8 protein-coding genes are annotated in these 14,266 nt (G+C 48.8%); 6 read left to right on the top strand and 2 right to left on the bottom strand.

The window, feature by feature from the left end:
* The first annotated feature begins 4 nt into the window (after positions 1–4).
* Both ACO0K3_RS14345 and ACO0K3_RS14340 read left to right on the top strand, forming a co-directional pair.
* Positions 5–1,786, top strand: a complete 1,782-nt coding sequence (locus ACO0K3_RS14345) for a GspE/PulE family protein (protein WP_422985699.1) — start codon at positions 5–7, stop codon at positions 1,784–1,786.
* A gap of 116 nt (positions 1,787–1,902) precedes the next feature.
* Positions 1,903–4,596 carry a CHASE domain-containing protein gene (locus ACO0K3_RS14340; protein WP_422985697.1) on the top strand — a complete coding sequence of 898 codons (2,694 nt, stop codon included), beginning with the start codon at positions 1,903–1,905 and terminating at the stop codon, positions 4,594–4,596.
* Here the strand turns inward: ACO0K3_RS14340 and ACO0K3_RS14335 are convergent.
* Positions 4,557–5,492, bottom strand: coding sequence for an SDR family oxidoreductase (locus tag ACO0K3_RS14335; RefSeq protein WP_422985965.1), 936 nt, complete (start codon positions 5,490–5,492; stop codon positions 4,557–4,559). The two genes, ACO0K3_RS14340 and ACO0K3_RS14335, sit on opposite strands and share 40 nt — an antisense overlap.
* A gap of 23 nt (positions 5,493–5,515) precedes the next feature.
* Here ACO0K3_RS14335 and ACO0K3_RS14330 point away from each other — a divergent pair, with 23 nt between their 5' ends.
* The 3 genes from ACO0K3_RS14330 (at position 5,516) to ACO0K3_RS14320 (ending at position 8,705) form a co-directional block, all read left to right on the top strand.
* Positions 5,516–6,541 (top strand): CDP-6-deoxy-delta-3,4-glucoseen reductase, encoded by a 1,026-nt coding sequence (locus ACO0K3_RS14330; protein ID WP_422985695.1) that lies wholly within the window; start codon positions 5,516–5,518, stop codon positions 6,539–6,541.
* A 276-nt stretch (positions 6,542–6,817) separates the two neighbouring features.
* Positions 6,818–8,008, top strand: a complete 1,191-nt coding sequence (locus ACO0K3_RS14325; RefSeq protein WP_422985693.1) for an acetylornithine transaminase — start codon at positions 6,818–6,820, stop codon at positions 8,006–8,008.
* A 76-nt stretch (positions 8,009–8,084) separates the two neighbouring features.
* Positions 8,085–8,705 (top strand): FMN-binding negative transcriptional regulator, encoded by a 621-nt coding sequence (locus ACO0K3_RS14320; protein WP_422985691.1) that lies wholly within the window; start codon positions 8,085–8,087, stop codon positions 8,703–8,705.
* An 85-nt stretch (positions 8,706–8,790) separates the two neighbouring features.
* Here the strand turns inward: ACO0K3_RS14320 and ACO0K3_RS14315 are convergent, their stop codons facing one another.
* On the bottom strand, positions 8,791–10,572 hold the full coding sequence (locus ACO0K3_RS14315) for a glycoside hydrolase family 44 protein (RefSeq protein WP_422985689.1): 1,782 nt from the start codon (positions 10,570–10,572) through the stop codon (positions 8,791–8,793).
* A 325-nt stretch (positions 10,573–10,897) separates the two neighbouring features.
* Between ACO0K3_RS14315 and ACO0K3_RS14310 the strand changes: the two genes are divergently transcribed.
* Complete coding sequence (locus tag ACO0K3_RS14310) at positions 10,898–14,266, top strand: S41 family peptidase (protein ID WP_422985687.1); 3,369 nt, start codon at positions 10,898–10,900, stop codon at positions 14,264–14,266.

Genomic DNA, 14,266 nt, shown 5'->3' with positions numbered 1-14,266 from the left:
CGCCATGACTAAATCAGCACATCACACGTTGAACATGCAGCAAATTTTTACCTGGCTGATGGCAGATGGCGTCATCCTCAAGGAAAATGCGAAAGCAGAATTCAACAATGCGCAGGCCATCTTACGCAACGGCCCGGCGGCCATGCATACGCTGACGGCCTTGGCTCAGGCGAAATTGCATTCGGCAAAAAAACCGCATCAGCAATTGACGCTGGACTGGCTAACCGAGTGGGCTGCACATAAGGTCAAGCTCCCGTTTTACCGGATTGATCCATTAAAGATCGATTTCACCCGCGTCTCAGATGTGATGTCATCGACCTACGCGACACGTTTTAACATTCTGCCTGTCGAATCGACACAGGATAGCGTGACAATCGCCACAACGGATCCGTTCAATACCGAATGGCAAGCAGAGATCGCCAAGATCACCCGCAAGGAAATCCGCCTGGTACTAGCAAATCCACTTGATATTTCTCAATACATCGCCCAATTTTTTTCTCTGGCAAAATCGATTAAAGACGCGAAAAAATCGAGTAACAACGATGCTGCCTTACGCAATAACTTCGAGCAATTAGTTGAATTAGGCAAGGCGAATAAACAGGTCGATGCGAACGATCAGCATATTATCAACATCGTTGACTGGCTATGGCAATTTGCCTTTGATCAGCGGGCATCAGATATTCACCTGGAACCAAAACGTGAACTGGCGGTAATTCGCTTCCGGATTGATGGTGTGCTGCATCAGGTTTATCAGGTACCGGCAACCGTCATGATTGCAATGACTGCGCGGATCAAGTTACTTGGTCGTATGGACGTGATTGAAAAACGTCGCCCGCAAGATGGTCGCATCAAAACACGCACAGCCGATGGCCAGGAGGTCGAATTACGTTTATCGACTTTGCCAACCGCATTCGGCGAAAAAGTGGTCATGCGTATTTTCGACCCGGAAGTCGTTGTCAAGACATTGCCGGAACTTGGTTTTCCGCCGTTAGACGCGATGCGCTGGGATCAGTTGACCAGCAAGCCGCATGGCATCATTCTAGTCACGGGGCCAACCGGATCAGGTAAAACAACGACGCTGTATACGACACTGAAAGCTCTGGCCACCTCTGATGTCAACGTCTGTACCGTCGAGGATCCGATTGAAATGGTAGAACCCGCATTCAATCAGATGCAGGTACAGTCGTCGATTGATTTGAATTTCGCTGACGGTGTACGCGCACTGATGCGGCAGGATCCAGACATCATCATGGTAGGTGAAATTCGTGACCTGGAGACGGCAGAGATGGCGATTCAGGCTGCCTTGACCGGTCATCTGGTGTTGTCTACCCTGCATACCAATGATGCCCCATCAGCGATTATGCGTCTGCTCGAACTAGGTGTACCCTACTACCTGCTAGAAGCAACCATGATAGGCATTCTGGCGCAGCGTCTGGTCAGGACCCTTTGTCCACACTGTAAATCCGGCGATGGTGAAATGCCGGATGCCGTATGGAAAAGCCTGACCGAAGAATGGGGAATTCCAAAACCGGCAATGATTTACCGTCCGGTCGGCTGTCCCGAGTGTCGTTTAACCGGCTATAAAGGCCGTACAGGTCTGTATGAGCTATTGACCGTCACTCAGGCATTCAGTAAATTGATTCGTCCTGAATCTGATATTCATGCACTCAGAGCACAAAGTGTTTCCGATCAGATGAAGCCTTTGCGTATTGCTGGCGCATATAAAATCATCGAGGGAGTAACCACAGCGGATGAAGTACTCAAAGTGACATCATCGTTAGTGTAATCACGTGTATGTATTGGTCGTATTGGTCGTATTGGTCGTATAGTTTGTCTGGTATGTGCTTGCACCGTCTACGCCAAACCGGCAGGTCAACAGCTTATGATCCTTAAGGAATCTTAATGCCCGCTTTAGCTCAGCGCATACGTCATAGTCTGAAGTCAAATTTGATTGTTCAAATACTGACTTTAGCTATCGCTTATGCCGTGCTGGGTAGATTGTCATTACTACTTGCCATACCGCCCGGTTATGCGATTGCCGTATATCCGCCTGCCGGCCTGGCCTTAGGCATCATTTTGACGCAAGGTTACCGGCTGCTGCCAGGTGTGTTCCTCGGTGCATTTCTAGTCAATGTCGTCATCGGATCTGACAATGCCAAATCATTTCAGCTCACAAGCCTGCTATTGCCCGCATTACTCGCAACCGGTGCATGCTTACAAGCCTATATCAGCACGCATCTGGTGCGCACCAGGCTGAAGAACAATCTGGCACTGAATATTGATCGTGAAATTTTCCGCTTCTTTGTATGGGGAGGAGTAACCGGATGCCTGACCAGTGCCAGCGTTGGCATCGTCTCTTTGTACCATCTCGACGTGATCTCGTCGGAGCAAATCCTCAGCAATTGGCTCACTTGGTGGATAGGCGATACTCTGGGCGTGCTGACGATCACGCCGATCGTACTGATTCCTCTTGCGAAGCCTCGTGAGATCTGGCTTTCACGCCGCTATAGCGTCATGTTGCCTCTCACGATCTGCCTGCTGACGGTCTTCATCGCGTTTATTTTTATCCGTCATCGTGAAGAACAGAAGCAACACCTGGAATTCCGTCTGGAGGCAGCACGCTTGAGCCAGAGCCTGCAAAATCAATTGGATGTGCATGCAGATGCGGTGAAAAATATTGAACGCTTATTTGCAGCATCTAAAGGCGTCACTCGTACCGACTTCAATATCTTTAATGAATATACGCTGCAAACGCATAAAGCAATCTCCGCCTTATTGTGGATTCCGAGAGTGGGACGCGAAGACAGGCAAAAATTTGAGAATGCAGTGCTGCAAGAAGGTTTTATCAATTTTCAGATTACTGAAAAAAACACTTCAGACGAATTCGTCAAAGCAAAAGATTACAAAGAATATTTTCCGGTAACGTTTATTGAACCATTTGCGAATGCCTTAACTTTTTTTGGCTATGACATCGGCACCAGTACCGCCAGGCGCAATGCCATCGAAGAAGCACGTGACAGTGGCAATGTAGTAGCAACCGATCCGATTGCTTTTATATCTGAAAAAGATTCTCATTCCTCCGTCATGCTATTTGCGCCTGTCTATGAGCAAGGTAAGGCACTGACCACCAGAGAAGATCGCGATCATGCGTTCAAAGGTGCTGCCGTCAGCATCGTTAGTATCAAAAACCTGATCGCCGATTTGCTCACACCAGAAGAGAAAAAACTCTTCTTGCTGAAATTTTATGATCTATCCTATCCCGGAGTGAACGGTATTTTTTATGACACGATCTCTGAAATAAACCTGACTTTTTTGTTTCAGTCGACGATTGATTTCGGCGGGCGGCAATATGCGTTTCTGGCACAACCCTCACGTAGTTACTGGGATAGCCATGTCTCCTGGATTACCTGGTCGACCATGATAGGCGGCTTGATGTTCTCCAGTCTGCTAGGTATTTATTTGCTGGTCGCAACAGCACATACCTTTAATGTAGAGACGCTGGTGGCACAACGTACCAGCCAGCTCCATGACAGCGAAGAACGCCTGAGTGCGATTCTCTCCAATGCCGCGGAAGGTATTGTGACAACCGATATGCGTGGTTTTATCGCATCGGCAAATCAGTCGGCAGAAGCGCTATTCGCCTATCCGCTGGGCACGCTGTTTGGTCGCAATATTAAAGAATTATTCCCTGATCACACCGCGAATACCTACCTGCAAAGTTATTTATCAGAAGAATATGTGAATCATGGTATTCCCACTCGCATGGAGGTGATTGGTAAAAAGCGGGGCAATATCGATTTCCCTCTTGAACTGGCGCTGGCCAAAGTCGAACTGGGAACACAAAATTTATTGGTATTGATTTTGCACGACCTGTCTGAGCGAAAACGTATCGAAAAGTTGAAGAGTGAATTTGTGTCTGCCGTATCACACGAGTTGCGCACGCCACTGACCTCGATTCGTGGTGCCCTTGGCTTACTGACGGGTGGTGTCAGCGGCACATTACCTGAACCAGTTAAAAAATTGATACAGATGGCAAACGACAATGCGTCACGCCTGACTTTACTGATCAATGATTTACTGGATTTTGAGAAGCTTGAATACGGCGGCATGCAATTTCAGATGGAGAGCATACAGTTACGTGACTTGGTTAAATCGACTATCGATGCGAATCTCGGCTACGCGCAGAACTTTTCCATCAAACTTCTGTTTGACGCAGAACAGGTTGCCGATATGCTGGTGACAGTCGACACGCAACGTTTCACGCAGGTGCTGTCCAACCTGCTCTCCAATGCGATTAAATTTTCACCGAAAAACGGTCAGGTTGCCGTAGAGATTAATCGGCTGGATGACTGGGTCAGAGTGGAGGTGATTGACCATGGCATCGGCATTTCGGCTGAATTCCAGAAAAATATTTTTCAGAAATTCAGTCAGGAAGATGCAAAGGCTGCACGTAAATATGCAGGAACAGGATTGGGACTCAGCCTATCGAAATCCATGATAGAAAAAATGGGCGGCAAAATCGGCTTTACCAGTATCGAGGGCCGCGGCTCTCGCTTTTATCTGGATTTGCCGATCGTCACCTCTGCTAATAGCTGAGATTTTGCTGCAGCTACACCGCACTGCACATTCGGATAAGTCAGGCGCGCACCTAATTCGGCTTTCATACGTTGGTTCAGCAAACGACGGGACTCCGACATGAACGACAACAACACCGGTGATACTTGCTGCGCAAGTTCACTGCGAGCTAAACGCGGTGGACGGGCCAACTCAAACACATCGGCAACCAAATCAAAGTAAGCCGCCATCTTCATGTCACTGTCATCGACCGTGTGATAAACGCGGTTGGCACTGCCGCGAAACAAAGCAAGACGGATCAGATAAGCTAAATCCTCGGCATGAATATGGTTGGTATAGACATCATCACGGTCAATTAGTGCCGGAGTTCCCTTATTCAAACGTTCCAGAGGCAAGCGGTCTGCAGCATAAATACCGGGGACACGCAAAATACTGAGGCGAGACTGACTGCGCCTGGCCCACTGTCGTAATTGATTTTCTGCGTCGACCCGACGTAAGGCCCTTGCGTTTTGCGGATGCAATGGCCGTGTCTCATCAAAGACCACACCAGAACAATCGCCATAGACGCCCGTCGTGCTGACATAAACAAGCGAGCTCTTGTCAGGTAAAATGGCGATCAAATTTCGGGTTCGCTGATCATATGTCCCTTCACTGCGCGGCGGTGCAAGATGAATAATATGGGATGCCAGCCCTGCCAGACGCCTTAGCGTATGCGCCTGATCCAGATCAGCGGTAAGCGGTATGGCACCGGCGGCACGTAGCTCAGCATGTCGGCTGCGCTGACTCGTGACAGCAAATACGCGAAACTGATCTTTAAGCAAAGGTAGCAAGCGCATACCAACATCCCCGCAGCCGAGAATTAACAGGCGAGGTTTGGCGAAGCGGATTCTGGTATTTTTTTCCACAGTATTTTTCATCGACATTATTTATTCGGGATTGTATGACTTTTCAAGTAACTGTTACTCCAAGTGGCCACCAGTTTAGCTGTGATGAAGGCGAAACCGTCTTAGCAGCCGCCTTGCGTTCAGGCATAGGTTTGCCATACGGCTGCAAAAACGGCGCCTGTGGCTCCTGCAAAGGCAAAGTGATTGCCGGAAGTGTAACCCATGGCAATCACCAGCAAAGAGCCTTATCAGACGAAGAGCAGGCACAAGGGGGGGCCTTGTTTTGCTGCGCCAGACCTGATGCAGATATTACGATTGAAGCCCGTGAGATCGCAGCAAGCGGCGATTACCCCCTGAAGAAAATGCCTAGCCGCGTCGCAAAATTAGAAAAACTTTCTGACGATGTGATGCTGATTGCCTTGCAATTACCCGCCAACGAGAGACTGCAATACCGCGCAGGACAATATATCGAGTTCATGCTGCGCGACGGCAAGCGTCGTAGCTACAGTATGGCGAACGCGCCACATATGGACGAGCAAATTACCCTGCACGTGCGTCACATGCCAGGCGGCCTGTTCACCGATCAGGTATTCGGTACTCTGAAAGAGCGCGACATCCTGCGTTTCGAAGGACCTCAGGGAAGCTTTTTCTTGCGTGAAGATTCTGAAAAACCAATTATCTTATTGGCATCCGGTACTGGCTTTGCCCCAATTAAAGCGCTCGTTGAGCATCTGATCTATAGCAAGTCGACACGTCAAGTCGCTTTGTACTGGGGCGGACGCCGTCCGCAAGACTTGTATATGCATGCCTTGTGCGAGGAATGGGCAACAACTCTGCCTAATCTCACTTATATACCGGTGGTATCCGATGCCATTGCAGAAGATCAATGGGCTGGCAGGACTGGCTTTGTACATCAAGCCGTGATTGCGGATCATGCAGACTTGTCTGGCTATCAGGTGTACGCGTGTGGTGCTCCGGTTGTCGTAGATTCTGCCAAACGGGACTTTGTCAAACAATGCCAGTTACCGGAAGACGAGTTTTATGCCGACTCATTCACCTCAGAGGCGGATCTGGCAGCGTAAATCTTGCTGCTAAAAAAACTGAAAAAACATTTTGACGCATCGCAAAAAACGTCCTACTATCCGTTTTATGAAAAATTTTACCGACATGTCTTCACCAAATATCGCGCGACGTCGTATCTCGCTCTGCGAGCCTGGGCAGATGTGTTAGTGAACGTGCGCGTCAAATAACCGCACAGCATATCTAAGCCACAGGCCTCACCTGTGGCTTTTTTTATATCTGCTCGCTTTATCGATTCACTCTAGTCATCATCCTTCACCCTAATCAGGAGTTTTGAAATGGAATTCAGTCAGTACAATGTCAATGCCCTCATGTACATCACACCAAGGCCAGAGCTGGTTTTTACCGAAGGCAAAGGTATGTGGCTGACTGACCACAAGGGCAAGCGCTATCTCGACTATTTACAAGGCTGGGCAGTGAATTGCCTCGGTCATTCACCGCAATGCATAACAGATGCCTTGGTTGCGCAGTCAAAAAAACTGGTTAATCCTTCGCCTGCTTTTTACAATGCACCAGCGATCGAGCTGGCAACACTGCTGACCGACAACTCCTGTTTTGACCGGGTATTTTTTGCCAATAGCGGCGCAGAAGCGAACGAAGGCGCTATCAAGCTGGCACGTAAATGGGGGCAGAAAAACAAGAATGGTGCGTTCGAAATCATCACTTTTGATCATGGTTTTCACGGCCGTACTCTGGCGACGATGTCAGCTTCTGGTAAACCTGGCTGGGACACGATTTTTGCACCGCAAGTTACAGGCTTTCCAAAAGCCGATCTGAACGATATCGCCTCGGTCGAAAAATTAATTACTGATAAAACGGTCGCAGTCATGCTGGAACCGGTTCAAGGCGAAGGTGGTGTACTCCCTGCAAGCCGTGAATTCATGCAAGCACTGCGCGCATTGACCAAACAACACAATGTGCTGCTGATCGTCGACGAAGTGCAATCCGGCATGGGACGCACCGGCGAGTTGTTCGGCTATCAGTTATCCGGTATTGAGCCTGACATCATGACGCTAGGCAAAGGCATTGGCGGCGGCGTACCTCTGGCAGCATTGCTCTGCCGTGAAGAAGTCGCATGCTTCGTGCCAGGAGACCAAGGTGGTACCTACAACGGCAATCCGCTGATTACCGCCGTTGGTGTAGCAGTAATCAAAGAATTACTGGCACCGGGATTCTTAGCGTCTGTAAATCAAAAGGGTGACTATTTAAGCCAGCAACTGCTGAAACTCTCTGAGCAATTCGGCCTGCAAGGTGAGCGCGGCGAGGGTTTATTGCGCGCACTTAAACTCGGCAGCGATATCGGTGCAAAAATCGTTGAAATCGCCCGCGATATGGAGCCTGTTGGTTTGTTGCTGAATTCACCGCGCCCAGATCTGTTGCGCTTCATGCCGGCATTGAATGTCAGCACCGAAGAAATCGACCAGATGATCGTGATGCTCGGCCAGGTGCTGACACAACTAAAAAAATAAACTCACTTCTCCGTACTGCGTGATGTAACAACATGACGCAGTACCCTCTCTCTTTTGCGATAAGAAAGACAGTGGCATGTACCTTCCTCCGCACTTTAAACAAGATGATCCCGCGCTGCTATTGGAAGTCATGCGTCGTTACAACTTCGTCAGTCTGATCTGTGACATCGGCGGCACCCCGTTTGCCAGTCACATTCCGGTACTTGCGGAGGCTCATGAAGGACACATCGTCATCGATGGTCATATGGCACGCAGCAACCCACAATGGCAAGCCATGGAAAAAGGCAACAGTACTCTGGCGATTTTCCACGGACCGCATACCTATGTTTCACCTAGTTTATACCAGCCAGGTAACCGGGTACCAACCTGGGATTACATCAGCGTTCATGCAAGCGGCAAAGCGACCGTGATGCACGAAGCGAGCGAAAAACTATCGGTACTGACAAAACTCATCACCCATCATGAACCTGACTTCCAGTCAAATTTTGATCAAATGCCGGATGCTGCAAGAGATGGTTTGTTAAAAGGCATAGTCGCCTTTCGCATCAAGATTGATCAGCTGGAAGGAAAATTTAAACTTGGCCAACATCGCCTAACGGACGATATTCCGGACGCAAAACAGACTCTGTATAAAACTGGCGATGAGAGTCAGCGCGATATCGCGGCGTGGATGCGACGCTTGGGTTATTGGGAGTAAATACAAAACCTTCTTATCCATGACTCCATCGTGCCATCGTGCCACTACTATTACGCCACCACTGTTTTTTGAGATTACATGAATTTTACGGCTTCAGAACAAAATGCAAAACTGAGCTGGCAGGCATCCGGTAGCTGAATTTATTGGATTTAATATTGCTCAGGCCTGTTTGTGCGGTAATTGCTGTGGTCGTTCCACTCACGCCCCAAACTTGCGCCGTTTTAAAATTCACCGGATTGGTAATCTGAAAGTTACCCGTCATCGCGGTAGTGAGCCGGTTAATTGCAATGATATGCAAAGTAGAGGGATCGGCCGCACTGACTGCGGCATAAACTGCGCCGTTTGCATTATTACTAGCCAGTGCCTGTACCGATATCTCTGGAAAGCTGGACATTCTGCCATCGTAGTTACGGAAGATCTTGAATCCAGACGCAACGAATCCCTCAGCATCACCAAAATACGTCGCCAGATAGACGCCTTGTTTGCCAAATATGCCTAAGGCATCGGCTTGTGCAATTGCACCGGTGACGTCGTCTTTGCCACCGAAGTTGTATTCCGTAATCGCCAACTTGGTATCGGGATAAAAATCATTGATGGCCTGTTTGAGCTTAGTCACGATTTGTAAGCCGCGTCCGTCTGTAAATCCATTACCGGTTTGAGTAATCCAGCTCGGTTCGACGTAGCTGGCATCCCACAGGCTACGCGCGGCCTGCACCCTATCCGTTGAGCTGTATGAAGCCTGCGGATAATAATGAAATGAGAATACGTCCAGCAAACGTTGATTCGCTTGCTGCGAGGCGTTTTTCATTGCTGACAAGTAGGCATTTGCCATCGTCATCCCATTGTAACGATAACGGTCGCCGGTCGAGTTGCTGACAAATGGCTCTACGTTATAGGTAGACCAGTCTGCAGGCTGATGTGACTGCGTGCCATCCCAAACAGCCCAAAGACTAAAGAGGCCAAGATAACCGCTGATCGCAGGCCCATAGGTCTGCGCAGAACTATCCATTCTCTTGATGGTCGAGGCGAGTGCGATATTTTTTTGTACGACATCCGCGACCGTAGTGAACGCAGGATATAAATTCGGATGTGTGCCGCTGCCATTGTTGGCATCTGCCCAGTGATGCCAGAGATCCGGCTCGTTATCCAGCTCATAGCCTTTTATACCGCTTGCTGTTTGTGAGTTGCCGTATTTCTGGATCAGGAAATTCAATTCTTCATCCAGATACACAAAATCATCTAATAAAGTCGGGGTCGTAGATAAACTCCCCAAAGACGCTGGCTTGTCATTCACGATGGTCAACCAGCGGGCAGTGTCGATATTCGATGGCCCCGCTGTGCTCTGCCACAAATCATATCCCTGGCATGAACTTGGCGGATACAGATTGACGATGTCTTTTGGGAGCTTGCCGGCGGCGGGAAGCTGCAATAAAGAATAGGTATTTAACGTTAGCGATTGATCATGAAAGCTGACCAGAGCAGCTCCGGGAGCGTAATAGGCCAGCCCTGCCGTCGTTGATGGATTACCTGCGCCAGCGACTGCACTGACCGCCGCATTGGATGAGTTACACCAATCCTCACCGGAATTACTCACACCATTTTCCCAGTTATAGCTGGTCATGGAATTACCACCTAGCCGTCTGGATGCGAGATTCAAACTTTGCAGGGAGGCTTGCCCGCCCTGATTCTCCCAGCCCGCACGGTTGGTACCATCCGCATAAGCGTTGTATCCATAAATCAGCGGACTGATCGCCTTACGCTCAAGACTCGTGTTAATCGTAAAACTGGTACTTTGCGCATGGGCACTCACTCCAGCCAACAATAAGCCCAGAGGCATCAGAACTTTCATCACATCGTTGGGTCTCATGGCATCCTCGCATCAATCGGTCTTATCAGCCTTGTTTAGCCGCGTAATCCTGCTCACATCAGTTAAATTTATTTCCATGTGGAAATTTATTGATGCGATTATGCGCCGAAATTCCTTTAAATAATTGCCGCACATCAACTATTTTTCACCGTTCAGCTTCAATTTTTATAGAAAAATATTCAAATGGTGAAAATAAAAAGAGAATATGACAAAATAATTTTCTGATTTAGCAAGAAAATAAGTGTCTCAATACACAAGATCACTGAACGAGACCACGAACGCCAAATCATCCACCAGACCATTACCCAGACATCGACTATCGCCCATGAAAATTTCACCACAGCGTTTAAAAGCCCCTATTCTTTGTGCACTGGCTGCCACGTCCTTATTCGCTAATGCAGTGCCGGCTTATCCGCGTTTTCCTGCTATCAGAGGAGGCTCTGTCGTGTTCACCTCGGAAGGTGACTTATGGAAAGTCGCTGAGACCGGAGGACAGGCACAAAGACTTACCACGCACCCAGCGACAGAACTGAACTCGGCAATCTCGCATGACGGCAAATGGTTAGCTTTTTCTGCTTCATATGAGGGTGCGATCGAAGCGTATGTCATGCCGCTGTCAGGTGGTGTGCCTAAGCGCATCAGTTTTGAGAATGGCGTGGTTACCGTGTTAGGCTGGTCGAAACAAGGTGACGTCCTGACGACGATGCAAAATTCAATTGGTCCGTCAGCACACCGGGTAGTCGCCGCGATCAACCCGCTCACTCTGCAACGACAAGTATTTCCTGTTGCCGACGCCAATGAAGCGGTACTCGATGACAGCGGTCAAACCCTATATTTCACACGTTATGGTCTGCACATGACCGGCGACAACGCCAAACAATATCGTGGCGGTGCCTATGCACAGCTGTGGAAATATGATCTGCAGGGAAAATCAGAGGCGATCAATCTTTTTCCTGAAGAGAAAAGTAATAATAAACGTCCCATGTGGTGGAAAGGTCAGCTCTATTTCGTGAGCGATCGCCAGGGCGCTTATAACATATGGACGGCTAATGCCGATGGTAAAAATAGCCAGGCGCTGAGTAAACATGTGGACTGGGATGTCCGGAATGCAGCTCTAGGTGACGGTAAAATCGTCTATCAGCTTGGCGCCGATTTACATATACTCGATATCGGAAGCAATAAGGACCAAGGTATCAATATTGATCTGCTCTCCGACTTTGATCAGCAACGCAATCGACAAATAAAAAATCCACTGGAACAATTGACTGAAGTTGAATTGGCGGGCAAAGAAGAGCGCCTGCTATTCACCGCTCGCGGACATTTGACGATCGCAGGTACCGGCGTACAAAGGCGCATCGACATTGCGCTTCCAGCAGGCGCAAGGGGACGATCCGCGGTATTTTCGCATGATGACAAATGGGTTTATGCGATCGTAGACGCCACCGGTGAAAACGAGATTTGGCGCTTCCCTGCTAACGGCAGTGGCAAAGCTGAGGCACTCACTCATAACGGCGATGTGCATCGTTGGCAATTAGTACCCTCCCCTGACGGCAAATGGCTGGCGCATAGCGATAAACGTGGCAGACTCTGGCTCCTCGACCTGGCGAGTAAATCCAATGTCGTCATTGATGATGCAGGAAAAATAGGTATAGACCGGCACGAAGAAATCGTCTGGTCGCCCGATAGTAAAACTATTGCAGTCACCCGGCCTAATTCCAGACTGCAACGTGAACAGCTTGGTCTATACGATGTCGCTACCAGGCAATGGCAATTCGTGACCAGTGATCGCTATGAGTCTCGCTCCCCAACGTTCTCCCCTGACGGAAAGTGGTTGTATTTTTTATCCGCCAGAACATTTCAGGCAACGGAGCCATCACCTTGGGGCGATCGTAATATGGGTCCGTTTTTTGACAAACGCAGCGGTATATACGCATTGGCTCTGCAGTCAGCAAATCGTTTTCCATTCAAGGCTGATGACGAGCTAAGTAAGATTGAAAATAAGGTTGAAAATAAGGTAAACGAAAAAGACGCAGATAAGTCGAAGGAAAAAACTGACGACAAAAGCGCTGACAAAACATCGGGCAAACACGCCGGTGATACTAAAGATGATAAGAAAACCGATGCTGCTACAAAAATTCTGCCTGCTATCCAATATACGGAACTAGCCGACCGGCTGTATCAAGTACCACTGGCATCTGGCAATTATCGCGGATTGGCGGTAGATGATAAGCGTCTGTATTTCATGGAGCAAGACGGTAATGAAGGCAACGCCGTTTTAAAAACTCTGGCAATTACCAAGACCTCACCTGAGCCGGAAGTCTTTGCAAATAGCGTGCGTCAGTTTGACCTGTCATCAGATAAAAAGCATGTGTACTACCGCAGCTTTGCGATGAATGCTCCCGGTGACTTTCTGATTGTGGAAGCGGGTGCCAAACAGCCCTCTGACGTTAGTAAAGCGAAAGTCAAAATTGATGACTGGTCGTTTAACAGTAACCCGCGTGAAGAGTGGCAGCAAATGTTTGTGGATGCCTGGCGTATGCACCGGGATTTTTTATATGACGACAAAATGCGTGGTGTCGACTGGCTCAAAACCCGCAATAAATACGCGCCTCTGGTTGATCGTGTCACCGACAGAACAGAGCTCAACGACATACTTGGTATGATGGTTAGCGAAGTCAGTGCCCTGCATTCACAAGTCGCTCCCGGCGATATTCGCAAAGCGGCTCCAGACGGTCAGGCAGCAAGTTTGGGGGCAGTGCTGACGCGAACAAGAGACGGTTATCGCATTGAACATATTTATCATAGCGAACCTGAATTACCTGCCGGACGCTCTCCTTTGTCTCAACCGGATCTGGACATCAAAGAAGGCGATGTGATTACCGGGGTCAATGGCAAGAAGACGACCGACGTAAGGGATATCTCTGATCTGCTGTTAAACCAGGCGGACAAACAGGTTTTACTGCACATACAGCGAGGACAAGCCGCGGCTAAAGCAGTCATCGTCACGCCCATCAACATCGACAAGCAAAACAATCTGCGTTATAGCGATTGGGAGCAAGCACGCAGTGACCGCGTGAATACAGCATCTCAAGGCAAAATAGGTTATTTACATTTACGTGCAATGGGATCACGTGATATCGCCAGCTTTGCCCGTGATTTTTATAGCAATATTGATCGAGACGGCCTGATCATTGATGTCCGCCGCAATAATGGCGGTAATATCGACAGTTGGATTATTGAGAAATTATTGCGCAAAGCCTGGGCCTTCTGGTCATCTCCGAACAATCAACCCGCCACCAACATGCAGCAAACATTCCGTGGCCACCTGGTTGTCCTGATTGATGAACTGACCTATTCTGATGGTGAAACTTTTGCGGCAGGTATTAAAGCATTAAAACTTGCACCATTAGTCGGAAAACGCACAGCGGGTGCGGGTGTCTGGCTATCCGACAATAATCGTCTCGCCGATAACGGCATGGTCAGAGTTGCCGAAAACGGTCAATTTGCGATGGATGGCCACTGGCTGATCGAGGGGGTAGGTGTGATTCCCGACGTTGAGGTTGATAATCTTCCGCATGCGACTTTTGCAGGGCAAGACCAGCAATTGGAAGTCGCGTTGAAAATGCTGAATAGTCAATTGAAAGAGCAACCGGTTAAGGCCTTGAAACCACAAGCAATACCAAGCCTGAAATAA

Source organism: Undibacterium sp. Rencai35W, assembly GCF_049340185.1.
GTDB lineage: Bacteria > Pseudomonadota > Gammaproteobacteria > Burkholderiales > Burkholderiaceae_D > Undibacterium.
This window is presented reverse-complemented; position numbering and strand designations above follow the sequence as displayed.

Excerpts from the sequence above, each read along its gene's own strand:
- ACO0K3_RS14330 (WP_422985695.1), top strand. The coding sequence starts at position 5,516 with ATGACTTTTCAAGTAACTGTTACTCCAAGTGGCCACCAGTTTAGCTGT.
- ACO0K3_RS14310 (WP_422985687.1), top strand. The coding sequence starts at position 10,898 with ATGAAAATTTCACCACAGCGTTTAAAAGCCCCTATTCTTTGTGCACTG.
- ACO0K3_RS14320 (WP_422985691.1), top strand. The coding sequence starts at position 8,085 with ATGTACCTTCCTCCGCACTTTAAACAAGATGATCCCGCGCTGCTATTG.
- ACO0K3_RS14325 (WP_422985693.1), top strand. The coding sequence starts at position 6,818 with ATGGAATTCAGTCAGTACAATGTCAATGCCCTCATGTACATCACACCA.
- ACO0K3_RS14335 (WP_422985965.1), bottom strand. The coding sequence starts at position 5,492 with ATGAAAAATACTGTGGAAAAAAATACCAGAATCCGCTTCGCCAAACCT.
- ACO0K3_RS14340 (WP_422985697.1), top strand. The coding sequence starts at position 1,903 with ATGCCCGCTTTAGCTCAGCGCATACGTCATAGTCTGAAGTCAAATTTG.
- ACO0K3_RS14345 (WP_422985699.1), top strand. The coding sequence starts at position 5 with ATGACTAAATCAGCACATCACACGTTGAACATGCAGCAAATTTTTACC.
- ACO0K3_RS14315 (WP_422985689.1), bottom strand. The coding sequence starts at position 10,572 with ATGAGACCCAACGATGTGATGAAAGTTCTGATGCCTCTGGGCTTATTG.